The sequence below is a fragment of the Nocardia sp. NBC_01499 genome, assembly GCF_045040275.1.
GTDB lineage: Bacteria > Actinomycetota > Actinomycetes > Mycobacteriales > Mycobacteriaceae > Nocardia.
Genome location: NZ_CP109426.1, coordinates 3,979,741 through 4,003,865, shown reverse-complemented (window position 1 = coordinate 4,003,865; position 24,125 = coordinate 3,979,741). Strand labels below are relative to the sequence as shown.

General features: G+C 67.1%; 24 protein-coding genes. 18 read left to right on the top strand and 6 right to left on the bottom strand.

Translation table 11 applies throughout. The features are described from left to right. The first annotated feature begins 51 nt into the window (after positions 1-51). Together OG203_RS18410 and OG203_RS18405 are read left to right on the top strand one after the other, a co-directional pair. Complete coding sequence (locus OG203_RS18410) at positions 52-516, top strand: MarR family winged helix-turn-helix transcriptional regulator (RefSeq protein ID WP_405166887.1); 465 nt, start codon at positions 52-54, stop codon at positions 514-516. Positions 517-520: 4 nt separating this feature from the next. Then, entirely contained in the window at positions 521-1,510 is a 990-nt protein-coding gene (locus tag OG203_RS18405; protein ID WP_405166886.1) for a zinc-binding alcohol dehydrogenase family protein, read from the top strand. Here OG203_RS18405 and OG203_RS18400 read toward each other — a convergent pair. Beyond that, entirely contained in the window at positions 1,462-2,724 is a 1,263-nt protein-coding gene (locus tag OG203_RS18400; RefSeq protein ID WP_405166885.1) for an FAD-dependent oxidoreductase, read from the bottom strand. The genes OG203_RS18405 and OG203_RS18400 overlap by 49 nt on opposite strands. Positions 2,725-2,804: 80 nt before the next feature. Between OG203_RS18400 and OG203_RS18395 the strand changes: the two genes are divergently transcribed. Beyond that, on the top strand, positions 2,805-3,284 hold the full coding sequence (locus tag OG203_RS18395; RefSeq protein ID WP_405166884.1) for a MarR family winged helix-turn-helix transcriptional regulator: 480 nt from the start codon (positions 2,805-2,807) through the stop codon (positions 3,282-3,284). A gap of 317 nt (positions 3,285-3,601) precedes the next feature. Here the strand turns inward: OG203_RS18395 and OG203_RS18390 are convergent, their stop codons facing one another. Together OG203_RS18390 and OG203_RS18385 are read right to left on the bottom strand one after the other, a co-directional pair. After that, a complete protein-coding gene (locus tag OG203_RS18390; RefSeq protein WP_405166883.1) occupies positions 3,602-6,463 on the bottom strand; it encodes a BTAD domain-containing putative transcriptional regulator in 2,862 nt (953 codons plus the stop codon). 140 nt (positions 6,464-6,603) lie between these two features. Continuing rightward, on the bottom strand, positions 6,604-8,034 hold the full coding sequence (locus tag OG203_RS18385; RefSeq protein ID WP_405166882.1) for an MFS transporter: 1,431 nt from the start codon (positions 8,032-8,034) through the stop codon (positions 6,604-6,606). Between the two features lie 126 nt (positions 8,035-8,160). On the opposite strand from OG203_RS18385, the gene OG203_RS18380 reads away from it, so the two are divergent. Next, the gene (locus OG203_RS18380) at positions 8,161-8,730 is read left to right on the top strand and encodes a TetR/AcrR family transcriptional regulator (protein WP_405166881.1); all 570 of its coding nucleotides are present in this window, start codon (positions 8,161-8,163) and stop codon (positions 8,728-8,730) included. Here OG203_RS18380 and OG203_RS18375 read toward each other — a convergent pair. Continuing rightward, on the bottom strand, positions 8,699-9,742 hold the full coding sequence (locus OG203_RS18375; RefSeq protein ID WP_405166880.1) for an AraC family transcriptional regulator: 1,044 nt from the start codon (positions 9,740-9,742) through the stop codon (positions 8,699-8,701). The genes OG203_RS18380 and OG203_RS18375 overlap by 32 nt on opposite strands. 69 nt (positions 9,743-9,811) lie before the next feature. Here OG203_RS18375 and OG203_RS18370 point away from each other — a divergent pair, with 69 nt between their 5' ends. From OG203_RS18370 to OG203_RS18360, 3 genes are all read left to right on the top strand, one after another. Next, positions 9,812-11,323: a flavin-containing monooxygenase gene (locus OG203_RS18370; protein WP_405166879.1), complete on the top strand. Its 1,512-nt coding sequence runs from the start codon at positions 9,812-9,814 to the stop codon at positions 11,321-11,323. 143 nt (positions 11,324-11,466) lie between these two features. Beyond that, a complete protein-coding gene (locus OG203_RS18365; protein ID WP_405166878.1) occupies positions 11,467-11,877 on the top strand; it encodes a nitroreductase family deazaflavin-dependent oxidoreductase in 411 nt (136 codons plus the stop codon). 17 nt (positions 11,878-11,894) lie between these two features. Next, positions 11,895-12,815, top strand: a complete 921-nt coding sequence (locus OG203_RS18360) for an LLM class flavin-dependent oxidoreductase (RefSeq protein WP_405166877.1) — start codon at positions 11,895-11,897, stop codon at positions 12,813-12,815. Between the two features lie 7 nt (positions 12,816-12,822). Here OG203_RS18360 and OG203_RS18355 read toward each other — a convergent pair whose 3' ends face one another. Then, positions 12,823-13,233 (bottom strand): hypothetical protein, encoded by a 411-nt coding sequence (locus OG203_RS18355; RefSeq protein WP_405166876.1) that lies wholly within the window; start codon positions 13,231-13,233, stop codon positions 12,823-12,825. A 117-nt stretch (positions 13,234-13,350) separates the two neighbouring features. Here OG203_RS18355 and OG203_RS18350 point away from each other — a divergent pair, with 117 nt between their 5' ends. From OG203_RS18350 to OG203_RS18315, 8 genes are all read left to right on the top strand, one after another. Further along, the gene (locus OG203_RS18350; protein ID WP_405166875.1) at positions 13,351-14,109 is read left to right on the top strand and encodes a class I SAM-dependent methyltransferase; all 759 of its coding nucleotides are present in this window, start codon (positions 13,351-13,353) and stop codon (positions 14,107-14,109) included. Between the two features lie 96 nt (positions 14,110-14,205). Then, positions 14,206-14,802 carry an NAD(P)H-dependent oxidoreductase gene (locus OG203_RS18345; RefSeq protein ID WP_405166874.1) on the top strand — a complete coding sequence of 199 codons (597 nt, stop codon included), beginning with the start codon at positions 14,206-14,208 and terminating at the stop codon, positions 14,800-14,802. A gap of 175 nt (positions 14,803-14,977) precedes the next feature. Next, the gene (locus tag OG203_RS18340; protein ID WP_405166873.1) at positions 14,978-16,066 is read left to right on the top strand and encodes a sugar ABC transporter substrate-binding protein; all 1,089 of its coding nucleotides are present in this window, start codon (positions 14,978-14,980) and stop codon (positions 16,064-16,066) included. 95 nt (positions 16,067-16,161) lie between these two features. After that, positions 16,162-16,962: an ATP-binding cassette domain-containing protein gene (locus OG203_RS18335; RefSeq protein WP_405167905.1), complete on the top strand. Its 801-nt coding sequence runs from the start codon at positions 16,162-16,164 to the stop codon at positions 16,960-16,962. A 76-nt stretch (positions 16,963-17,038) separates the two neighbouring features. After that, positions 17,039-18,274: a sugar ABC transporter permease gene (locus OG203_RS18330; protein ID WP_405166872.1), complete on the top strand. Its 1,236-nt coding sequence runs from the start codon at positions 17,039-17,041 to the stop codon at positions 18,272-18,274. Positions 18,275-18,437: 163 nt separating this feature from the next. Then, positions 18,438-19,646 (top strand): ROK family protein, encoded by a 1,209-nt coding sequence (locus OG203_RS18325; RefSeq protein WP_405166871.1) that lies wholly within the window; start codon positions 18,438-18,440, stop codon positions 19,644-19,646. A gap of 163 nt (positions 19,647-19,809) precedes the next feature. Next, positions 19,810-20,619, top strand: a complete 810-nt coding sequence (locus OG203_RS18320; RefSeq protein WP_405166870.1) for an SAM-dependent methyltransferase — start codon at positions 19,810-19,812, stop codon at positions 20,617-20,619. 53 nt (positions 20,620-20,672) lie between these two features. After that, the gene (locus OG203_RS18315) at positions 20,673-21,944 is read left to right on the top strand and encodes a diguanylate cyclase domain-containing protein (protein WP_405166869.1); all 1,272 of its coding nucleotides are present in this window, start codon (positions 20,673-20,675) and stop codon (positions 21,942-21,944) included. A gap of 3 nt (positions 21,945-21,947) precedes the next feature. On the opposite strand, the gene OG203_RS18310 is transcribed toward OG203_RS18315, so the two are convergent. Next, complete coding sequence (locus OG203_RS18310) at positions 21,948-22,547, bottom strand: TetR/AcrR family transcriptional regulator (RefSeq protein WP_405166868.1); 600 nt, start codon at positions 22,545-22,547, stop codon at positions 21,948-21,950. A gap of 91 nt (positions 22,548-22,638) precedes the next feature. Here OG203_RS18310 and OG203_RS18305 point away from each other — a divergent pair, with 91 nt between their 5' ends. From OG203_RS18305 to OG203_RS18295, 3 genes are read left to right on the top strand one after another with little or no spacing between them, the layout of a single operon-like run. Continuing rightward, complete coding sequence (locus OG203_RS18305) at positions 22,639-23,091, top strand: nuclear transport factor 2 family protein (RefSeq protein WP_405166867.1); 453 nt, start codon at positions 22,639-22,641, stop codon at positions 23,089-23,091. Then, positions 23,088-23,975, top strand: coding sequence for an NAD(P)H-binding protein (locus tag OG203_RS18300; RefSeq protein ID WP_405166866.1), 888 nt, complete (start codon positions 23,088-23,090; stop codon positions 23,973-23,975). Before OG203_RS18305 ends, OG203_RS18300 begins: the two co-directional genes overlap by 4 nt. 6 nt (positions 23,976-23,981) lie before the next feature. Next, the gene (locus OG203_RS18295; RefSeq protein WP_405167904.1) at positions 23,982-24,122 is read left to right on the top strand and encodes a DUF4873 domain-containing protein; all 141 of its coding nucleotides are present in this window, start codon (positions 23,982-23,984) and stop codon (positions 24,120-24,122) included. Positions 24,123-24,125: the final 3 nt, after the last annotated feature.

Here is a 24,125-nt window from a genome sequence, read left to right as displayed (position 1 = left end):
AAACTGATCGTCCGTGCTGTCCTGAAAACATGACATAGAATGGAGTATCTCGTGGCCGAAGCGCGCCTGGTAGAGCTGTTCGACCAGCTCGTACGGGTGGAGATCCTGCTGTGGAACGCGGTCGAACGCCGTCTACGTGACGACCATGCGATGCCGCTGCCCTGGTTCGAGATGATGCGCGTCGCCGACCGGCGAGGTGGGGCACGGGTCCGGGATATCGCCGAGGCCATCACCATCACCGAGGGCGGTGCCAGCAAGCTCGCCGATCGGGTGCAGGCCGCGGGCTACGCGGAACGACAGCGTGATCCCGTCGATGGGCGCTCGTCGCGAATCACGTTGACGCCCAGCGGAGAACGCGCGCTGCGTGCCGCCACGGAGACGGTCGAGGCCGAACTGGCCGAACGGATCGGCGCCGTGCTCGGCACCGATTCCGTCGATCGGCTCGACGCCACTTTGCGGCTGCTGCGCACCGCCACCCTGTCCGCCGCGCCGACGGCGCAGCTCGAGAAGGAGTAATCGAATGTCCGCGATTCCCACCACCATGCGGGCCGTCGTACTGGACGGTCCAGGCCCACTGGAAGCCTTGCGGATTCGGGAACTACCGGTCCCGACGCCGCAGCCGGGTGAGGTGCTCATCCAGGTAAAGGCGTTCGGGCTCAACAGGTCCGAACTACACACTCGGCTCGGCCTTGCCGAAGGCGTCACCTTCCCTCGGGTGCCCGGCATCGAGGCGACCGGTGTCGTCGCGGCCTGTCCCGGTGGCGAATTCGAGGTCGGCCAGCAGGTCGCCGCGATGATGGGCGGCATGGGCCGGACCTTCGACGGCGGATATGCCGAGTACACGTGTGTCCCTGTGGCCCAGGCGATTCCGTTCACCAGCACACTGGACTGGCCCATCCTCGGCGCCGTCCCGGAGATGCTGCAGACCGCGTACGGCTCGCTGACCGTCGGGCTCGATGGCCAATCCGGCCAGTCGATCCTGATCCGCGGCGGTACCTCCTCGGTCGGGGCGGCCACCGCAGTCCTCGCCAAACGACGCGGCATGATCGTCTTCGCGACCACTCGTAGTCCGGCGAAGACCGACGCATTGAAACAGCTCGGCGTCGACCACGTGCTCATCGACACCGGTGAGGTAGCCGACCAGGTCCGCGACATCCAGCCCGGCGGTGTCGACACCGCCCTCGAACTCGTCGGCACCCCGACACTGCCGGATACCCTGCGCGCCACCAGAATCCACGGCGTCGTCTGCTTCACCGGCATGCTGTCCAACGAGTGGATCGTCGAGAACTTCTATCCCATCGGCTATCTCCCGCAGGGTGTCCGCCTCACCGCCTACGGCGGCGACGCGAGCGACCTGCCCGCCGACGTCCTGCAAGACTTCCTCGACGCGGCCGCCACCGGGCAGATCACCATCCCCATCGACCGCGTCTTCACCCTCGACCAGATCCGGGAAGCCCACGGCTACCTGGAATCCGGCGACGCCACCGGCAAACTCGTCGTCGCGTTCTGAGTGTCGGAGTCCCAGCTGATTCGGTAGTCGTACATCCAACTCAACGGGGCGACACCGGTTTTGGCGGCCTTCTTCAGGAAGTAGGGGGTGAGCAGCCGGACAAGCAGCCTGGCGAACCCGTTGGACGCCTTGTCGCCGCTGGTCTCCGCGCCGTGCCGGACCACGCGTTCGACACGGCCGCGGCGCCGGAGCTCGTATTCCGTCAACGCGGCGGCGGTGCCGGGGATATCGCGCAGGCAGATCGCCAGTGTCACGGCATCTTCCACCGCGATGGACACACCCTGACCGGATGAGGAGGCCACGGCGTGCGCGGCATCGCCGACGATGACCATGGTGTCGTTGTGCCACGTCCGCACCGAGGGCATGTCGTACTGGTTGAAGCCGGAGACGAAGGTGGCCTCCGGTGTCGCGGCGACAATGCGGGCGGCCGGAGTGTGGTCGACCGACAGCAGCTCGATGAGCCGATCACGCCACTGCGCCGGGCTGGTGGTGGCGAGTTCCTCGCGCAAAAGTTCCGCCGCGCGTGGCACATTGGCGAACCACCAGATCTCGCCGTCCGGGGCGACCAGGTAGCCGAAGAACGCCTTCTTGCCGAAGATCATGCTGTAGATGCCTGGCCGGAGGCCGAGTTCGGCGTACAGGTCCCGGTTGGTGACGAAGCCGCCGAGCCCGTAGATGCCGAGGTAGTGCGCCCTCGGTGCGGTCGGATCGATGATTTCCCTTGTCCGGGAGCGGATTCCGTCGGCACCGATCAGCACGTCGGCGTCGATCGTGCTGCCGTCGGCGAACCGTGCGCTGACCCTGCCGTCCGGCGTCCGCGTCGCGTCCACCAGCCGCTTGTCGTACTCGTAGCGCACGCCACGCCGCGCCGCCTCGGTATTGAGTGCGCGATACAGGTCGCGCCGCTTGACGCTGTGCGTGGTGGTGCCGTCCGGCAGGGTGCCGCCGATCGGCATGTCCACGATGTGTTTGCCCGCGCTGGACGAGAACGACAGCGTGCCGGTCGGATGTCCCGTTTCCGTCACGACGTGCTCGGCGTCGAGCAGCGTCAGTGCCGAGAGTCCGTTCACCGCGACCGTCAGGTAGGCGCCGATCTGCTCGGCCGCCGCCTCCTGGTAGGCCTCGCAGACGATCGGTTCCAGCCCTGCCTGCTGCAAAGCCATCGCTGTGACCGGACCGGCGATCCCGCCACCGATGATCAACGCCTTCTTCATGGTGTGCCTCCGAAACTTCTCTTGACTCTAATGTATCTTGGTAATCAAGACATAAGTAGTTTGACCATCAAGAGGTTTGAATGTCAAGAGAAAATCTGGAAAACCTACGTGAGCAGGTCGGACGTGAATCGCAGGCCTTGCAGGCCGCCGTCGACACGGTCGACTCGGCGGCCGCTGTCGTCCTCGGCATCAACCGGACCGACCTGCGCTGCCTGGAGATCCTGATGGCGGGCGACTCGACGCCGAGTGAGCTCACGGCCGCCCTTGGCCTGACCAGCGGCAGCGTGACCACGATGCTGGATCGCCTCGCCAAGCTCGACTACGTCGTCCGCGGTCCCGAACCGGGGGACCGGCGCAAAGTGCTGGTGCGGATCACCCAGGAAGCCGCCGCGAAGGCCTGGCGGATCTACGGGCCCATCGCTGAGGAGGGCACGACCGACGTGGCGCGCTATACCGCCGACGAACTACGCACCATCCTGGACTTCTTGCGCCGGTCCCGCGAGCTCCAAGAGCGACACCACGACCGGATCACCGCCCTGCCCAAGGACTTTCGACGCTGACGAAGCCGTGGCAATACCGCTGGCATCGTGGCGCCGCGACCTGATCGAGGTCGTGTCGGAGGTGCGAACTGATGCCTGTCGAGTCGACCGATGGTCGTAGCGGGGCCCGCGCTTGCTCGCGCACCCCGCGAGCGCGAGTCGGCGCGGACCCCGGCCGACCGCTCGGTCCCAGTTCCGGGCGGTCGTGAGTCCGCACGACCCCTCCTGGTCACACCATTGGCGATGGTGGACACATCGACACAGCAGGATGCCAGCCGCGGCTCAGCGACCGATAAATACCGAATAAACGTTCGTTATTTGAGGCCGGAGCTGCCGGGTCATTCCGCGCCGGGACCGAACAGCCGGTCGATGGTCGGCGGCGAAAGTCCCGCGCGACGGAAGATTTCGGCGGCCTCCCCGAACTCCTGCTCGGCGCGTTCCCGCCGACCCCGCGCCGCAAGCGCGGCGGCATGCAACGCCATCGCCCTGGCTCGATCGATCGGATCGGCGGCCTTGGTCAGCAGCTGGAGCGCACCGGCGGCATGGATCTCCGCCTCGGCCACATTGCCAGCCTGCAAATGGATCTGCGCCAGCCTGGTGCGCGCCCAGCCCTCCCACAACCGCACCCCGTTGTGCTGCGCGGCACGCACCGCGTCGGTGCCGAGTTCGATCGCGCGCCGGTGCTCGCCGCGCATCGACAAGGTGGCCGCCAGTTCGTGCGTGGCCCAGCCGAGCGCCACCGGGTTGGACGACTCACGCGCGAGCGCGATGGCCCGCTGCGCCATCTGCACCGCTTCGTCGTATTGACCCGCCTCGCAATAGGTTCGGGTGACCAGCGCCAGGCACCACGCCTCCATCGACCGGTCGCCGAGGGCGCGGGTGAGGTCGGTGGCGTGCTCGAAATGCCGATGCGAGACGTCCGCGTCGCCCAGCCGTCGAGCCGCGACGCCGAGCAGCACCGACGCGAGCACCGAGAGCCTGCGGTCGGCGTCGTTCGCGGGCGGCCCGGAGACGGCGCGCAGATGCGGCAGGCTCGCCTCGACCTCGCCGAGCCCGACCTGGAGCAGCGCGCCGAGGGCGGTCCTGATGCGTCGCTCGGCGGCCAGGTTGTCCTCGATGATGGCGGTGTCCAGCAACGACTCCAGCGCGCGGGACAGCTCGCGCGCGCCGGTGCCGGCGTCCATCAACTCGGCCATCACCCAGGCGAGGTCGGCCGCGACGTCGAGCGCTCGCCCGCCGATCCGCGCCGCCTGCTGATGCAACGCGATGATCACCGGGCGCTCGATGTCGTTCCACGCCTGGCCATCCGAGCCGCTGTCGAACGCGCGGCCCGGCACGGTGGTCGGGACGAGCAACCGGGTCGTATTGCTGTAGTCGATCGCGCTGAGCAGATTCTTGGCGCTGGCCAGGTGATAGTCGAGAACCCGGACCAGCACGGCGGATTCGTCCTCGTCGGCGACGCCGCGCGCGAAAAGCCGCAGCAGATCGTGGAATCGGTAGCGGCCACGCGCGGTGGTCTCCAAAAGGCTCAGGTCGACCAGGGATTCGCAGACCTCCTCCGCATCGAGCGGGGAAATGCCGAGGATCGCCGCGATTGCGTCGATGGACAGATCGGGCACCTCCGCGAGCGCCAGCGTGCGAAATGCCGTGGCCTGCGGTTCGGTCAGCTGTCGGTAGCCGAGCCGGAACACCGCCTCGACCGCGAGATCGCCCGTCCTCAGCACGTTCAGCCTGCTCTGCTCGTCGGCCAGCCGGTCGGCGAACGACGCGATGGTCCACTGCGGCCGCACCGCGAGCCGGGCACCGACAATGCGAACCGCCAGCGGTAGCAGGCCACAGTGCGCGACCACCTCGCGCGCCGACTCCGCCTCGGCGGCAACGCGATCCGCGCCGAGGATGTGCACGAGCAGCGCGATCGCCTCCGCCGTTTCGAGCACATCGAGCCGGGTGCGGGTCACCGCGGGCAGCTCGGTCAGCGCGGACCGGCTGGTGATCAGCACCGCCGGCCCGGCGAGCAGCGGCGCCACCTGCGCGTAGTCCCGCGCATTGTCGAGCACCATCAGTATTCGCTTGCCGGACAGTCGAGTTCGCAGTTCGGCGGCGCGTTCGTCGACGGTGGACGGAATATCGCCCTCGGCGGTGCCGAGTGCGCGCAGAAAGCCACCGAGCACGGCGCCAGGGGGCGTCGGCAGCGGGTCGACGCCGTGCAGGTTCGCGTATAACTGCCCGTCCGGGAACCGATCTCGCACTCGATGCGCGACGTGCAGGGCGAGGGTGGTCTTGCCGACACCGCCCATCCCGCCGACCGCGGAGATCGCCACCGCGCTGCCCGCGCCGGTCAGCTGCGCGGCCAACTCGTCGACCAGCCGCTCGCGACCGGTGAAATCGGCGATGTCGGGCGGTAATTGGGCGGGCACGGGTTCGGTCGGCGCGCGGGGCACCGCGATCACCGGCATCGCGCCGCGCAGGATCCGCTCGTGCACCGCGGTCAGTTCCGGCCCCGGCTCGACGCCGACGCCGTCCACCAGGGCCTGCCGCGCCTGCGCGTACGCGTCGAGGGCGTCGGACTGGCGGCCGCAGTTGTACAGCGCGGCCATCAGCAGCGACCGAAACCGTTCGCGCAGTGGATGTTCCGCGATCAGCGCGGCCAGCTCGACGACGGCGTCGGAGCTGCGGCGGGTCTCGATGTCGAGGGCGAGCCGATCCTCCAGGATGGCGAGCTGCCACTGCTCGAGCCGCGAACGCTGCCGCTGCGCGAACGGGCCAGGCAGCCCGCTCAACGCGGCGCCCTGCCACTTGCCGAGCGCGGCAACGAGATTCGCCCGAGCCACGGCGGGCTCGCGGTCGCGGACCTGTCCTGCCACCGCGACGAGCCGCTCGACCTGCGCCACATCGGTCGACTCGGGTGGTATCCGCAGCGCGTAGCCGTCCCCGATCGATACCAGCACCGTCGACGGGCCATGCGCTACTCGATCGGGTTCCAGTATCCGGCGCAACTGCCCGACGTGGGTGCGCAGCGCGGCGACCGCGCGCGGCACCGGCCGCTCACCCCAGATCCCCTCGACCAGCTCGGCCGCCGTCACCGCGGCACCGGCACGCAGCAGCAGGGCCGCTAGCACGGCCCTGCGCTGTGGCGGTCCGAGCTGCAGCGGTTCCTCCCCGCGCCACGCCCTGACCTCGCCTAACAGAACGAACTGCAACAACCGACCTCCCGAACGCTGGGAGTGTACGTGCCGCCTGCTCGGCCGGGGTGGATCCGGTCCCTGTCAGTGCGCCGAAGCCGGCGGTCCTGCGCCGCGAACGGGCGCCTGACCTCCGGCTTCGGTAAAGCGATCGATGGTCAGGTTGTCGATCGGGTGCTGCGGAAAGTGAGCGCGACGAGGAAGGTCAGCACGGCGATGCCGACCGCCGCCGCGAACGCCGTCGTGATGCCGCTGACCAGAACCTGTGGCGCCGATCCCGTCGCACCGCGGGCCGCCGTGCCGAACACCGTGACCAGAATGGCCAGGCCGAGCGAGGAGCCGGTCTGCTGCAGCGTCTGCAGCGCACCGCCCGCCGCACCGGCCTCGCTGGGCGGCACGCTGGACATGATGATCACGCTCAGCGGCGAAAACGCCAGTCCGATACCGAGTCCCATCAACAGCATGGCCGCGAACAGCAGCGGGAAGTATCCGCTTTCGGTGCTCAGCTGTGTCAGCAACGCCAGTCCGGACCCCATCAACACGGTGCCGATCAGGGTCACCGGCTTCGGCCCGAAGCGCGGCAGCAGCCGCGGGATCAGCCTGATCATCGTGAACATCAGCAACGCGGTCGGCAGGAACGCGAAACCCGTTGCCAGCGCGCTCAATCCGCGCACTTCCTGCAGATACTGGGTCAGGAAGAAGAACATCGACATGCCAGCCATCGGCCCGAGGAACATATTGGCGTAGGCGGCGGCGCGATTGCGGTCGGTGAACAGGTGCAGCGGCAGCAGTGGTTGTGCCGTGCGCAGCTCGATCGCAAGGAACGCCGCGAGCAGGATCACGCCAGCGGCCAGCGAGATGTCGGTGGTCTCGCTGCCCCAGCCGTTCGACGCGGCGCTGATGAAGCCGTAGACCAGTGCGGCGACCCCGGTCGTCGCGGTCACCGCGCCGGGTAGGTCGAGGCGGGCGGGCTGGCGCACCGCGTCGGGCAGGTAGCGCAGCGCGAGCACGACGACGACCAGCCCGAAGGGCACGTTGATGAACAGCACCGACCGCCAGCTCAGCCATTCGGTGAGCAGGCCGCCGAGGATGAGACCGATCGCGAAGCCCGCGCTGGACATGCCGGAGAACAGGGCGAGCACCCGAATCCGGGTTTTGGGTTCGCTGAACGTGGTGGTCAGCAGCGCGAGCGTGCTCGGGCCTGCCATGGCGGCGCCGATGCCCTGCACGACGCGCGCGACGAGCAGCCAGGTCGCCGACGGCGCCAGCCCGCCCGCCAACGAGGCCAGGGTGAACAGGGTCGTTCCCGCGATGAACAGGTTGCGCCTGCCGAACAGGTCACCGGCGCGCCCGCCGAGCAGCAGCAGTCCGCCGAAGACCAGGGTGTAGGCGTTCATCACCCAGGACAGCCCGGTGGCGCTGAAGTGCAGGTCGGTTCGGATGCGCGGCAGCGCCACATTCATCACGGTGATGTCGAGGATGATCATCAGCTGGCAGGTCAGCAGGGTGGCAAGCACGAGGCCGGAGCGGAACGGCCGACTTCGGCGAACGGACGTGGGGGTGCCCGCGGAGATGGTGTTCGTGGACAAGAAGCGCTCCATCGAGTCGTGAGCTAAACGGAGAGAGTCTCCGTTTCCGATGGAGCTATCATATGGAGAGGTTCTCCGTTTACGCAAGACTAACCGGAGACTTCATCCGTTTCCAGTGGAGGGACCGTGGACCAACCTTCGGCGGCGCGGCCGATGCGGGCCGACGCGCGGCGCAACTACGCGCGGATCGTCGAGTGCGCGCGTGAGGTGTTCGGCGAAGACGGGCCGGAGGCGCCGCTGGATGACATCGCGCGCCGCGCCGCCGTCGGACCGGGAACGCTGTACCGGCACTTCCCGAATCGCGAGGCGCTCATGGAAGCGGTGTACCGCGACAGCATCGAACGGCTGAGTAGGCGCGGCTACGAACTACTCGAAACCCAGTCCCCCGCAGACGCGTTCGAGCAGTGGATGCGCGAGCAGGTGGCGTTCGTGATGGACCGGCGCAGTCTCGCAACCACATTGAAGGCGTTGATCGACCACGACTCCGAGGTTTTCACCCTGTGCCGGGGATTGATCAACGACGCGGCCGCCGCCCTGCTGAAATCCGCGCAGGACGCCGGTGTGATCCGCACCGATATCGAGGCGCGCGACATGCTGAGGCTTGGGCACGGCATCGGGGCCGCCTGTGAGAAGACGCCGGAGGCGGCCGAACGGCTGCTCGGTGTCACCCTCGACGGGTTGCGCGTTTGCCGCTAGTCGGCACGCTCGGTTGTTCGCGGCGTATCGCGGTCGGCGTTGTGCCCCACCATCTTCGGCAGCAGCGGGTGAAGGTCGACTGCTCGGAGAGTCCGATGACGGAGGCGACCTGGCTCATCGGCATATCGGTGGTGGTGAGGTAGCGGCGCGCTTCGTCGCGGCGGACGTCGTCGAGGATGGTGGCGAACGAGGTGCCCTCGGCGGCCAAGCGGCGTTGCAGGGTGCGCGGGTGGACGGTCAATAACCTTGCGACGGCACCGATTTCGGGCGGGATGGTGCCGAGTAGCTGTTGCACGGTTGCGCGCACCTTCGGCACCACCGAGGCGTCGATGCCGCCCGCCTGCTCCGCCAGGAACGCCATCGCCAAACGATGCAGGTTCTCGTCACCGCCGCTCAGCGGTAGTGACGGCAGATTTCGCGGCACCCGAAGCGCCGCGTACGGCCGGTTCGTGCGCACCGGTGCGCCGAAGAATTCCGCGTAGCGGGCGATCGGTGCGGTCGGCCGGTACGGCAGCTCGACCGAGAGTAATCCGTAGTGGTCCGCGACCAACCGTTGAATTGTGTGATGTACGAACGCAAGTCCGAGATCTGTGGCCTGGATGGGGGACAGCATTCCTGGCTTGACCCCGTAGTGCAGCGCGATCACGCCGCGGTCGCCGTACGGGTCCGGTTCCGGGGTCAGGATGAGTGCGCGGGCGTGCAGGAACAGATATCGCGCCGAGCATTCCAGGACGTGTGTCAGCGACGGCGAGTTCCGGATGGCCAAGGCCAGCGGGCCGAGCATGTCGAGGTCTTGGCGGCGGGAAATGCGCAAGCCGAGATCGGGGCAGTCCAGCCGCTGTGCGGCCAGCTCCAGCACCGCGGCCAGGGCTTGGTCGGGGATCAGCAGGTCGTCGGTGTCGAGCGCGGCGATCGGCAGGCCGCAGGCGGCGGCGAACTGTTCGGCGTCACCGCCCAGCTCCGCCACCGTCGCGCGGAAGCCGCGCAGCCCGGCCGATCGGATCACCGTCATGTCGTCCAGAATCAAATACTTGTCGCGCAAAGTCAAGAACGCCGGTCCGCGCGGTCGCACACTGGAACCATGAACGAGACCGTCGCAGCTCCGGAACACCTCGACGTCGTGATCGTTGGCGCGGGGTTGTCCGGTATCGGCGCCGCCTACCGGTTGCAAACCGAGTGCCGCGGCAAGACCTACGCCATCCTCGAGGCCCGCGACGCGATGGGCGGCACCTGGGATCTGTTCCGCTATCCCGGTATCCGCTCGGACTCCGACATGTTCACCCTCGGCTACGCGTTCAAGCCGTGGCGCGATGCCAAGTCGATCGCCGATGGGCCGTCGATTCTGCGGTATATCAACGAAACCGCCGCCGAGTTCGGCATCGACCGGCACATCCGCTATCAGACCAAGGTGGTCGCCGCCGACTGGTCGAGCGAAACCGCCCGCTGGACACTGACTCTCGAAGAGCGCGACGCGGCGGGTGTCACTTCGCGGCGCGAGCTGACCTGCGGCTTCCTGTACGCGTGCGCGGGCTACTACAACTACGACCACGGCTACACGCCCGAATTCCCCGGCAGCTCTTCGTTTTCCGGTCAGGTGGTGCATCCGCAGTTCTGGCCGGAAGACCTCGACTACGCCGGTAAGCGCGTCGTCGTGATCGGCAGCGGCGCCACCGCGGTCACCCTGGTGCCGTCGATGGCCGAGCAGGCCGAACTGGTGACCATGTTGCAGCGCAGCCCGACCTGGATCAGCGCGGTCCCCGGCCGTGACAAACAGGCCGACAAGATCCGCGAGCTGCTGCCGCCGAACCTGGCGCACCGGGTGATTCGCACCAAGAACATCCTGTTCACGATCGGCTTCTTCCAGTACTGCCGCCGCCGTCCCGAGGCCGCGCGCAAACTGCTCACCGGCCTCACTACCCGAATCCTCAAGGACGAGAAGGTCGTAGCCGAGCACTTCACGCCGAGCTACAACCCGTGGGAGCAGCGACTGTGCGCTGTGCCCGACGCCGACTTCTTCAAGGCGATGAAGAAGGGTAAGGCCGAGGTCGTCACCGACCACATCGATACCTTTGTGCCGGAAGGCATTCGGCTGAAGTCCGGCCGAATCCTGCGGGCCGACATCGTCATCACCGCCACCGGTCTGCAGTTGCTGCCCTTCGGCGGCATCATCCCGAGCGTCGACGGTCAGCAGGTCACCCTCGCCGAGCAATTCGTCTGGCAGGGCGCCATGCTCACCGGCCTGCCCAACTTCGCCTTCTGCGTCGGCTACACCAACGCCTCCTGGACCCTGCGCGCCGACCTCAGCTCCCGCCTAGTCTGCAAGATCCTCAACCACATGGACCGCCGCGACTACGCCGCCGTCGTCCCCAAGCCCGACGGCGAACTCAACGAACAACCCCTGCTCGACCTCGCCTCCGGCTACATCCAGCGCTCGATCGGCGACTTCCCCCGCCAAGGCGATCGCCGCCCTTGGAAGGTCCGCCAAAACTACCTCCTCGACTCCGCAACCACCCTCCGCACCGACCTCACCAAGACCCTCACCACCACCCCCAAATCGGCAGTGCGAGAACCGGTCCTATCGGTAGCCCGCTGACCCCCGTCGAACGGGACATGACGGCGGCCCGACCCCGCGTGTCGCCGCCACCATGTCCCCTTCGACGGGGCGATTGGCGCCGGGTTCGGGGATCTTGTCGATAGGCTCGGTATAGACCGCTTGCCTACCTGGAGGAGACCCGTATGTCCGACTGGAACTCGCAGATCATCGAGGAATTCCGTAACAACGCAGGCAAGGTCGGCGGGCCCTTCGAAGGGGGCGACCTCCTCCTGCTCACCACCACCGGCGCCAAATCCGGCCTCTCCCGAACCAACCCCGTCGCCTACGTCCGCGACGGCGACAACCTCGTCATCATCGCCTCCAAAGCGGGCGCCCCCACCAGCCCCGACTGGTACCACAACCTGCGCGCCAACCCAGAGGTCACCGTAGAAGTAGGCACCGAAACCCACAAAGCCACCGCAACTCCCATCACCGAAGGCCCAGAACGCGACCGCCTCTACGCAGCCATGGTCGCCGTAATGCCCGGCTTCGCCGAATACGAGGAAAAGACCGACCGTGTCATCCCCGTAGTCACCCTCGCCATCGAGAACTGACGAATAAGGTCGCAACCATGCGATACGCGATATCGATTCCACAGCATCCTGCTGATGGTGCCTTTGCGCCGGACGAGCTTCGGAGGTATTTGGGGCGGGCGGAGGAGTTGGGGTTCGAGAGTGCGTGGATGACGGAGCAGGTGTTGGGGGCGGCGCCTGGTTTGAGTCCGTTGGAGACGTTGGCGTTCGCGGCGGCTTGTAATGAGCGGTTGCGGGTGGGGTGTGCGGTGTTTGTTACGCCGTTGCACAATCCGGTGCATTTGGCGAAGCGGATCGGGACGGTGGATCAGTTGAGTCGGGGGCGGCTCGAGGTCGGGGTTGGGATCGGTGGGCGGGCGCGGATGTTTTCGGCATTCGATGTTGGTGTCGAGGACAATCTGGTGCGGCGGTTCAATGAGGGTCTGCAGGTGATGAAGGCGCTGTGGACTCAGCCGGAGGTCGATATCGACGGCGAGTTCTGGCAGTTGGACGGCGCGAGGATGGAGCCGAAACCGTTTCAGAAGCCGTACCCGCCCTTGTGGTTCGGTGGCAGTAAGCCTGCCGCGTTGCGGCGGGCGGTTCGACAGGGGGATGGGTTCTTCGGGGCAGGGTCGTCGACGACGGCGCGCTTCGCCGAGCAGGTTCCGGTCGTCCGCGCCGCACTGGCCGAAAGTGACAGGGATGCAGCGGATTTCCGCATCGCCAAGCGGGTGTATATCGTGGTCGATGACGACGTCGACCGCGCACAGCGCCGGATGACCGAAGCGCTGATCGCCCAATACGGTGACTTCGGCAAGACTTTGCTGCCCGTCGCGGCCTGCGGCTCACCGGACACGTGCGCCGAGGAACTGCGCGCCGTGGCCGCCGCCGGCGCCGAAATGATCCTGATCAACCCACTTTTCGACTCGGCAGACCAGATGGAACGGATCACCGCCGAGGTCCTGCCACAAGTCAGCTGATCCTGCCTCAGTCCGACGCCACCCAAATCCGCAGCGGGCCAACGGGTGTGCAGCCGTGGTGGATGGCTGCGGTCACCTCCCAAGGGCCCGACGCGGCAGACGGCCCTTGGTCGGCCGGTCGATAGATCCACTGCGCCTCGAACAGAATATGGAAGCCGTCCCGGCTGAGATCCAGGCAGGCGAAACTGTCCTTGATCGAGGCCCCTGGCGTGCTGCGGTCGATTCGCGCCAGCAGCTCCGCCGCGGACGTACGTGGACTGAGCGACACCGCATCTGGATACAGCGGAGGGGTGCGCTTGGCACTGGTCCACGCGGCGGCATCGAGTTCGCCGATCAACCCATGCGACCGGCACACGGCATCGCACCACTCGGCATTGTCGAGCGCGGCAGCACGCACCCACTCGCTCTGGTCGATCACGCTCAGATCGTGGCATATTCGCGGTTGGTGTCCCACTGGAAAATCGCTTCTCGCCTCCCCGAAACTGGGGCATGATCGGCTCGGTACCGAATCATGTTGTTCTGACGGGGATTTCGTATGGATTGGGTAAAGCCGTTCTTCGATACCGCGCCGGTGTGGTGGGGACCGCAGACGGTACGGGAGTCGGATCGGCAACGTGCGGAGTCGATAGCGCGGTTGGCGGGGCCAGATATCGAGCGGGTCCTCGAATTGGGCGCGGGCAGTGGCACAACCGCGGTTGTCACCGCGGATCTCGGCTACTCGGTAGTGGCGGTGGAACTCAGTTCCGTCAGAGCGCGGCAGGCGACCGAGCGTGCGGCCGAGGTGCGGGGTCGCGACCTGCGGATCATCGAAGGGGATTTCTACCAGGTCGAACTCGGTGAGCAGTTCGACTGCGTGGTCTATTGGAATGGTTTTGGTGTCGGTAGCGATGCCGATCAGCGTGCGCTACTTCGCCGGGTCAGCGACGAATGGTTGCGACCAGGCGGGGCGATGATCGTCGATGTGTTCAGTCCGTGGAAATGGGCCCGTGTCGCAGGCGAACTCGAACACGAGAAGTACGCCGTCGACCTGGCGAATTCGAACGACTACGACCCGATAACCAGCCGCTTCACCGACAGGTGGTGGCCGGTTGGCAAAGAGTCCGAAGCGGTCGAGCAGTTCGGGCGCTGCTACACGCCCGGAGATCTGATGCTGTTGGTCGAGGGCACCGGCCTTGTTGTCGAGCGGATGGAACTCGATGGCACGGAAATTCGGATGGGCCAGCGATATTCGGCGGCTCATCCGCTGTGGGACGCCTGGGAATATCAGGCGGTGTTGCGGCGGGAAACCATCTGACGTTCTGAATCGCCGAGTCGAGCAGTTCGAGCGGTGCTGCCCGCCCCGGTATCTGGTGCCTTTGGTCGGTGGCACCGATCCGGCACAGTGATGCGCATGCGTATTGCGGTGTATCTGGCCCATCCCCAGGGCGACAGTTTCAACAGGGCGCTCTTCGAAGCGGTGATCGATGAATTGCGAAGTCGAGCGGTCGAGGTTGTGTCGCACGATCTGTATGCGGAGGGCTTCGATCCGATGCTGGCCGCGGGGGAGACCGAGACCGTGGACAGCACGCTGGCGGCCGACGTCCAGGTTCGGCGATACCAGGACGAACTGGCCGAGCTCGATGCCCTGATATTCGTGCATCCGAACTGGTGGGGCATGCCACCGGCGATTCTGGCGGGCTGGGTGCAGCGGGTACTCACCCCGGCCGTGGCATACAAGTTGGACGACGCGGCCGGGGAACCGGTCGGATTGCTGCACGCGAAGCGGGCGCTGGTGCTCAATACCTCCGACACCACCGCCGACCGCGAGCGCGACGTCTTCGGCGATCCGCTGCATCAGATATGGGCGGCCTGCGTGCTGCCCTACATCGGCGTGGAAGACGTGCGGCGCAAGGTATTTCGGACAGTGACCGACTCGACCGAGGAGATGCGCACCACCTGGCTGCACGAGGCCCGCGAGCTAGCGGCCGCACTCGCCGCGGACCTGTAGGACGACTCCACCTGAGCAGATGTTCACGTGACTTGATTGTTATCTCAAACAACAAATTGGTCGCTAGAACAGGTTGTGCTGTGGGTCACAGTCGAATATGTTGCAGCGAACAACATTCGCTCGACCTCGACCGCCCGGGCACTACCGGGGCGGTGGTTCCACGAAAGGCCCCCTCATGCGTAAGGGCATTCTCGGCGTTGCGGCCGTCTCGGTCGCCGTGCTCACTTCGTTGACTTTGACCGCCTGTGGTAACGACTCGAAGGGCTCGGGGGGTGGCGGCGGAGCCAAGGTCGGGGTGATCCTGCCGGACAGCAAGACGTCGGCCCGCTGGGAGACGGCGGACCGGAAGTACCTGCAGCAGGCGTTCGACGCCGCGGGCGTCAAGGCCGACATCCAGAACGCGCAGGGCGATAAGACCGCCTTCCAGACGATCGCCGATCAGATGATGACCAACGGCGCGCAGGTGCTGCTGATGACGAACCTGGACAGCGGCACCGGCAAGGCCGTGATCCAGAAGGCAAAGGCGCAGGGCGTCACGGTCATCGACTACGACCGGCTCACCCTCGGCGGCGGCGCCCAGTTCTACGTGTCGTTCGACAACGTGAAGGTCGGCAGCCTGCTCGGCGAGGGCGTCGCGAAGTGCCTGACGGACAAGAACGCCGTCAAACCCGTTGTCGCGTACCTGAACGGCGGGCCGACCGACAACAACGCCACGCTGCTGAAGACCGGCTACGACGGGGTGCTGAAGCCGAAGTTCGACGCTGGCCAGTACGTGAAGGGCCCGGACCAGGCGGTGCCGGAATGGGATAACACCCAGGCGGGCACCATCTTCGAGCAGATGCTCACCGGCACGCCGAACATCGGCGGCGTGGTGGCCGCCAACGACGGACTCGCCAACGCCGCGATCGCGGTGCTGAAGAAGCAGAAGCTCAACGGACAGGTTCCGGTGAGCGGCCAGGACGCGACAGTGCAGGGCTTGCAGAACGTCCTGAAGGGCGACCAGTGCCTGACCGTGTACAAGGCGATCAAGAAGGAAGCCGACGCGGCGGCCGAGCTTGCCATCGCGCTGACCAAGGGGCAGCAGGGTCAGGCCAACGGCACGGTGAAGGACCCCGAGGCCAATACCGACGTGCCTTCGGTGCTGTTGGAGCCCAAGCCGATCTACATCCAGCAGGTGAAAGATGTTGTCGCGGACGGCTATGTCACCAAGGCCGACCTGTGCACCGGCGATATCGCGAAACTCTGCGCGGACAACGGCATCTGATCGACCAAGCCCCTCCCGCCGTTTCGATGAGGGGACGGCGGAGGGGGCACCTTCTCAGGAGCAGCACCATGAGTGAAGCATCGCGCGGCGATTCGATGAGGGGCGGTGGCCGGGTGCCGGGTGGGCCGAATACGCCGGTAGTCGAATTACGCGGCCTAGAAAAGAGTTTCGGGCCGGTTCACGTCCTGCACAACGTCGCCTTCTCCGCCTACGCGGGTGAGGTGACGGCGTTGGTCGGCGACAACGGGGCCGGAAAGTCCACGCTCGTCAAGTGCATCGGCGGCACCCACCCGATCGACGCCGGCGAATTCCTGTTCGAGGGCAACCCCGTTCAGGTGCACAGCCCGCGCGACGCGGGCGCGCTCGGCATCGAGATCGTGTACCAGGATCTCGCGCTCTGCGACAACCTCGACATCGTCCAGAACATGTTCCTCGGCCGCGAGAAGAAGACCGGGATCGTGCTCGACGAGTACGCGATGGAGGAACTGGCCGGAAAGACCTTGGCCAGCTTGTCCGTTCGGACGGTCAAGAGCGTCCGGCAGCAGGTGTCGAGCCTGTCCGGCGGCCAGCGGCAGACGGTCGCGATCGCGAAAGCCGTGCTGTGGAACAGCAAGGTGGTGATCCTCGACGAACCGACCGCCGCGCTCGGCGTGCAGCAGACCCAGCAGGTGCTCGAGCTGGTCCGCCGGCTCGCCGACAGAGGCCTTGCGGTGGTGCTGATCTCGCACAACATGAACGACGTCTTCGCGGTCTCCGATCGGATCGCGGCGCTATACCTGGGGCGGATGGCCGCCCAGGTCCGGACCTCCGATGTGACCCACGGGCAGGTCGTAGAACTGATTACGGCAGGCCGCAGCGGCGCACTGGGTTTGGACGCGAATGGAGTCAAGGGATGAGCGAGCGGAGCGAGCGAACAATGAACGCAGCCGCCCCGGCGGTCATGCCGGAGCCGAGCGTCAGCGAGGTGCAGGCATGAGCGCCACTGTGACCGAAAAGCCTGATACGGCACCGGTTTCCGACCTAGTGAACACCTACGTCGGGCGCGTGCGCAGCGGCGATATGGGCGCGCTTCCCTCCGTGCTCGCCCTGATCATCCTGTCCTGCGTCTTCTGGGCCGCGCGCCCGGTCTTCATGTCCGAGGCCAACTTCGCGAACCTGTTCACCCAGGGCGCGGCGATCGCGGTGATCGCGATGGGCCTGATCTTCGTGCTGCTGCTCGGCGAGATCGACCTGTCGGCGGGATTCACCAGCGGCGTCTGCGCGGCGGTGCTCGCGGTGTTGCTCACCGACCGTGGCTGGCCCTGGTACCTGGCGGTCCTGGCGTCGCTGCTCACCGGTGTGGTGATCGGGCTGACGATCGGCACGATCGTGGTGAAGATCGGCATTCCGTCGTTCGTGGTGACGCTCGCGGCATTCCTCGCGCTGCAGGGTGTCGCGTTGAAGATCATGGACAACGGCCGCAACATCTCCATCCGCGACGACACCATCCTCGCCATCGCGAACAAGAATGTGCCGCCGTTGATCGGCTGGCTGATGTACCTGGTGCTGGTGGCCGGGTTCGCGTTCCTGCAATACCGAAAACTGCGGGCCCGCAACAAACTCGGGCTCACCGGCGAGACCGCGCCGGTGATCGTGGCGCGGATCGTCGGCGTCGCAGTGGTTCTCGGCATCGCGGTGCTCGTGCTCAACGGCGAACGCAGCCGCAACCCGGAGTTGCACTCGCTCAAGGGCATGCCGATCGTGGTCCCGCTGATCGCGATCCTGTTGCTGCTGTGGACCTTCGTGCTCAATCGCACGTCCTTCGGCAGGCACATCTACGCCGTCGGCGGCAACGCCGAGGCGGCAAGGCGCGCCGGCATCACGGTGGACCGCGTGAAAATCACTGCCTTCGTGCTGTGTTCGACGATGGCGGCGGTCGGCGGCCTCGTCGCGGCCTCCCGCGCCAACTCCGTCGACCCCAACACCGGCGGCAGCAGCGTGCTACTGCTCGCGGTCGGCGCGGCGGTCATCGGCGGCACCAGCCTGTTCGGCGGCCGCGGCCGCATGCTGGACGCGGTGCTCGGCGCCGCCGTGGTCGCGGTGATCGACAACGGCATGGGCCTGATGGGCTACAGCGCGGGCACGAAATTCGTTGTGACAGGATTCGTGCTGCTCTTGGCGGCCGGGGTAGACGCGTTGTCGCGCAAGCGCACGCTACGAACCGGATAACCAACCGAGGATCGGTCTATGCGAAGGAGGCCACCGTTACGACTGATTTCGCAGGTACATGGGTAACTCGTCGGGCACGCCCAAAGCTTAGGCGCCCCTTGGCCGCCGGCCCGCGAACTAACCTTCGAGGCACCCACGACCGGCAAAAGGCGCGGAGAGGCGGGTGAGGGCAGCCCCATCTCCTGATGAGATCCGTAAGAGCAATCTGGCTGTGTTGCTCCGGCACGTCCATCGTGACGGTCCGGTTTCGCGGGCCACGCTCGCGGAGCGAATGGGGCTGAACCGCAGCACCATTCTGGCGTTGACGGCCGACCTCGCCGCGGTAGGGCTGGTGCGCGAGGAACTGCCGGGACAGACCGGCAAGGCGGGCCGTCCCTCGCTGGTGGTGCGGCCGGAATCGGATCGCGTGTACGTCGTCGCGCTCGATGTCGGCGCCGACCGGCTCGCCGCGGCGCGGGTCGGCTTGGGCGGCTCGGTCCTCGATCAGGTCGAAACCACCCGCCCGCGTGGCACTTTCGACCCGGACGACGTGATCGCCACGCTGGCGGCGATGGCGCGCGACATGATCGGCAAGGCCGCCCGCGATGCCGTGTGTGTCGGTGTCGGCGTGGCGTTCTGCGGGATGGTCAGGGAGGAGGACGGCGTCGTCCGCTACGGACCGAACATCGGCTGGGTCGATGTGCCGTTCGGCGCAAGCTTGACTCGCGAACTCGACCTCGGCCTGCGTGTCGCGGTCGGCAACAACGCCAACCTCGGGGCGCTCGCCGAACGCGAACGCGGTGCTGCCGCCGGTCTCTCCGACCTGATCTACCTGCACGGCGACGTCGGCATCGGCGCGGGCATCATCATGGGCGGCCAGCTGCTCGGCGGCGAGGGCGGCTACGCGGGCGAGGTCGGCCACATGATCGTCAACCGGGACGGACGCGCCTGCGCGTGCGGATCGCGCGGCTGTCTCGAGGTCGAGGCGGGCGAGCTCGGCCTGATCGCCGCCGCCGGGCGCACCGACCCGGCGGGCCGGGCCGCGGTCGAGGCGATCGTGGAGGACGCGGCCCGCGGCGACTCGACGGCCAGGGACGCATTGCACCAGGTGGGGGACTGGCTCGGCTACGGCGTCGCCAATCTGGTCAACATCTTCAACCCGTCGATGGTCGTCTTCGGCGGCGTGCTTCGCGAGATCTACCTCGCCTCGGCGGCCCAGGTGCGCAGCAGGGTCGCGGTCGACGGCCTGCTCGCGGTCCGCGAACGGGTGCGGCTGCGCACCTCGGCGCTCGGCGGCGACGCGACCTTGCTCGGCGCGGCCGAGCTTGCCTTCACCGACGTGCTGACCGATCCGGTGCAGACGCTGGCCAGGATCTCGGCCGCGCGCACCTGAAACCGGGTGCGGGCCAACCAAGGTCACCCGCGAGCTTCCCGCTGGTCACCAAAGCCGACTACTATGCGCAGACCACCGTTCGGGTGATCAAGCACACCACACTCGAGTGGGTCGGCCGATCTGATGACGGTGATTTCGAGCGTGAGCAATTAAAGGGGTTTCGATGGACAGGCCGGCGTGGGCGCCCGAAGGCGTGGATATGCAGCAGGCGAGCCCGGCACGGATGTACGACGCGCTGCTGGGTGGTTCGCACAACTTCGAGATCGACCGCAGGGCCGCCGAGCAGGGCAAGGCGCTCGTGCCCGACCTGCCACGGCTGGCGCTGAGCAATCGGGCATTCCTGCGCAGGGCGGTGCGCTTCCTTGCCGATTCCGGTATCCGCCAATTCCTCGATATCGGGTCGGGGATCCCGACAGCCGGAAATGTGCACGAGGTCGTGCAGAGTATTGATCCCGATATTCGCGTGCTCTACGCCGACATCGATCCGGTGGCCGTCGCGCATTCGCGCGCGATCCTGAAGGGCAACAGCCGGGCCGGTGCCATCGAGGCCGACCTGCGCAAGCCCGCCGAACTGCTCGACAGGGCGGACGATACCGGGCTGATCGATTTCGACCAACCGGTCGGTCTGCTGTTGGTCGCGGTATTGCACCTGCTCTCGGACGGCGACGAGCCGGTCAAGAAGGTGGCCGACCTGCGCGCCGCCGTCGAACCGGGCAGCTACGTCGCTATCTCGCATCTGACCTCCGAGATGCGCCCCGAGGACGCGGGCAAGTTGGGCGCCAACGCGTCCGATAAGAGTCGAATTGGCATCCATTTCCGTAATCGCGACGGAATCGTCGCTATGTTCGATGGATGGGAGCTGGTCGAGCCCGGCGTGGTCGAATTGCCGGTCTGGCACCCGGAGTCCGAGCGGGATCTGCACGAGGCACCGGGCCGTTCGCTCGGTCTGGCCGGTGTCGGTCGAAAGGTCTGAAGCGCGAACACGAACCAGCAGGGGGTCCCTGAGTGGGGTCGCACGAGCTAGCGATGCGGTGGGCTGAAGCGCTCGACGGCGCGGTAGCCCCCACTCTGACGCGGACTCAGATCGAAGCGATGCTGGCCGGGCTCGGTGAGGCGTTGGAAGCGGTGGTGCTCGGCACCGCCGAACTTACCGTCGCCCGCGACGCCGCATCAGTGCTGGTCGCCGCGAACTATCGGGACGCGATGGCGGTCAGTCGCTCGGTGGTGGTGATCTGCCACGACCTGGTCGACGACATCTGCCCGACCAGGACCGAGCCGCACTACGAGCGCGTCCGCGATCGCGCGGTGGTCGCCGCGGCCGAGTTCGCGGCGGGCTTCACCGCGGCATTGCGGACGGCGGCGCTTGCCGAACAGGAGGCCACCTTGGTGGCGACCCTGGCGGCCGCGCAGGAGGCCGAGGCGAAACGGCAGCTGTCGGAGGCCAGGTTCGCCGCGGTCTTCGCTGGCGCGTCGGTCGGCATCGGCACCATCGACGTCACCGGTCGGGTGCTCGACGCGAACGTCGCCATGGCCGAAATGCTCGGTCTGCCAGTGGAAGTCATGCCGGGCCGGACGGTGGACGACCTGCTCGGCCCGGCGAATATCGGCTACGCCTTCGCCGAGCTGCAGCGGCTGCTCACCGGGGCGTCCGACCGCTTCCGGCTGGAGACCGACCATCTGCGCCCGGACGGCACCGTCACCACCATCGACCTTTCGATGTCGGCGGTGCGCGACAGCGCCGGACAGGTGCGGTTCCTGATCGGGGTCGCGGTCGACATCACCGAACGCAAGCAGCTGGCCGACCGGCTGTGGCACGACGCCAACCACGACAGCCTCACCGGCCTGCCCAACCGCACCCTGTTCTTCGACCGGCTGGCGAACGCGAGCCCCCCGATCGGCGTGTGCTACCTCGATCTCGACGGGTTCAAGGAGATCAACGACGTGTGGGGACACACGGTGGGGGACAAGGTACTTCGCGTGGTCGGCCAGCGACTACGCACGGCCGTCAAGCCGGTCGACGGACTCGTCGCGCGGCTCGGCGGCGACGAATTCATCGTGTTGATCGAAAAGTGTCCGTGCGCAGGCAAATTGACCGAAGTATCCGGCTGGCTGTCCAACGCGCTTGTCGAGCCGATGGAGGTGGAGAACCACCTCGTTACCGTCGCCGCCAGTATCGGCACCGTCTATCTCGACGATGTGCCCACTGCCCCAGACCAACTCATGCACGCGGCCGATACCGCCATGTACCGCAACAAGGCCGCGCAGGGCATGCGTGAGTCGCGATTCCGGCAGCGGTAACCGTCAGCGGGCGTTCAGCGCGCGGAGTAGATGGTCGGCCAGCCGGTCGAGGTAGTCCGGTTCGGCTTCGGCGTGCCGGACGTTCAACCGCCAGAACATCGGTCCCGCAATGAGATCCAGCGCCAATTCGATGTCGGTATCGGCGGGCAGCTCGTCGCGTTCGATGGCGCGCTGCAGCAGCCGGCGCGCCAGTGCCCGCCTCGGTTGCCCGATGGTGGTCCGAACCGCCTGCGCCAGAACGGGATTGCGACCTGCCTCGGCGGTGAGGTCGGGCAGGATGGCCGCCATTCTCGGGTGGGTGAGCCAGGTGTGCAGCACGTCGAGGGCGGCCACGAGGTCGGTGCGCAGCGCGCCGGTGTCGGCGAATTCGGCCAGCTCGACGCTGAACTCGCCGAGCACCGCGACCACCATGTCCTGCTTGGACGGCCAGCGCCGATAGAGGGCGCTCTTGCCGACGCCCGCGCGCTTGGCCACCGCCTCCATCGACAGCTTGGCGTAGCCGCTCGTGGCGAGCTCCTCCATCACCGCCGCGATGACGGCGGTGGTGATCTGCGGTTGCAGCACGGCGGCACCGGTGGGGACGCGTCGGGGCTTCTCGGGCATGGCCGCAGTATACGGAATGGACGAGACGGTGCCGTCCCGACTATATTAGGACGGGACGGTACCGTATCGTCCAAATGAATGGGAGGGTCTCATGCCCCAATCGGCACGTACCCCGGCCGAGGTCGTAGCGGAGGCGTTACGGCTGCTCCTGGCGAAGGACATGGTCGGATTCGCGGGACTCTGGGCGGAACGGGGCGGCATCGAATTCCCGTTCGCGCCGCCCGGGTACCCGACGGAGGTGATCGGGCGCGCGGCGATCGAGGACTACCTGCGCGACTACCCTGAGCAGCTCGATATTCGCGCGATCGACGCGCCGACCGTGCACGTGACCGGTGACCCCGAGGTCGTCATCGTCGAGTTCGCGGCCGACGGCGTCGCCGTGCGAACCGGGCGGCCGTACCGGATGCGGTACATCGCGGTGATCACCGTGTGTGGGGGCGAGATCGTGCATTACCGCGACTACTGGAATCCACTCGCCGCCGCCGAGGCGCTGGGTGGCGCCGGTGAGCTCGCGTCGTTCGGTATTACGGAGGGAAATCTATGAGTGAGCCGACCATTCTGGTTACCGGTGGTACCGGGACCACCGGAAGCAGGGTTGCCGCAGGACTGTACGCGGAGGGTGCGGAGGTGCGGATCGCCAGCCGGAACCCACAGGGCGACAAGCATATTCGATTCGAGTGGCACGAGCCCGAGACATACGGCCCCGCACTGGCCGGAGTGGACGGCATCTATGTGGTCCCGCCGATCGGTGCGGCCGATCCGGCGCCGATCATGGAACCCTTTCTGGCCCAGGCGATGCGGGTCGGTGTGCGGCGAGTGGTGCTGCTCGGCTCGTCGGCGATCACTGACGAGACACCGGGGCTGGGAGAGGTGTACGGCCTGGTCCGCGGTGCGGCGCCGGAATGGGCGGTGCTGCGGCCGTCGTGGTTCATGCAGAACTTCGTCGGTGGGCGCCCGCTTGCGGTCGGCATTCGAGCAACGGGCGAGATCGTCACCGCGACCGGTGACGGCCGGGTGGCCTTCGTCGACGCGGAGGACATCGCCGCCGTCGCGGTGCGCGCACTGCTGGATCCGTTGCCGCACAACACCGATCATGTGATCACCGGACCGGAGGCGTTGAGTTACGTGCAGGCCGCCGTCATCATCGCCGAGGAGACCGGGCGCGCGGTGCGGCACCGGTCGGTCGGCGTCGCCGAATTCGCCGCGCTGGTCCATGAATCCGGTGTGCCCGCCGACTACGCGGCGTTTCTCGCCGGTCTCGATGACGATATCCGGCATGGTGCCGAAGACCGCGTCACGTCGGTGGTGCAGGACGTGACCGGCCGGGATGCCGGATCATTCCGGGCATTCATCGCACGCAACTGGTCGGAGCTTGCGGCGGACATGGCGGCGGAAGTTGTTGTGCTGCCCGGCGGTTCAGTGTATTGAGCGTGGCTGCTCACGTTCGGCCAGGCTGCCCGGCCCGCCGTGGTCGGCGACCGCGACCTGTGGAACCGCTACCGCGTCATGGGCAAGAGCACCCCGCCGTATCCGGTCTCCGCGGCTACTCGGCCCAGGCTGACATCCGCTGGTTAGTCG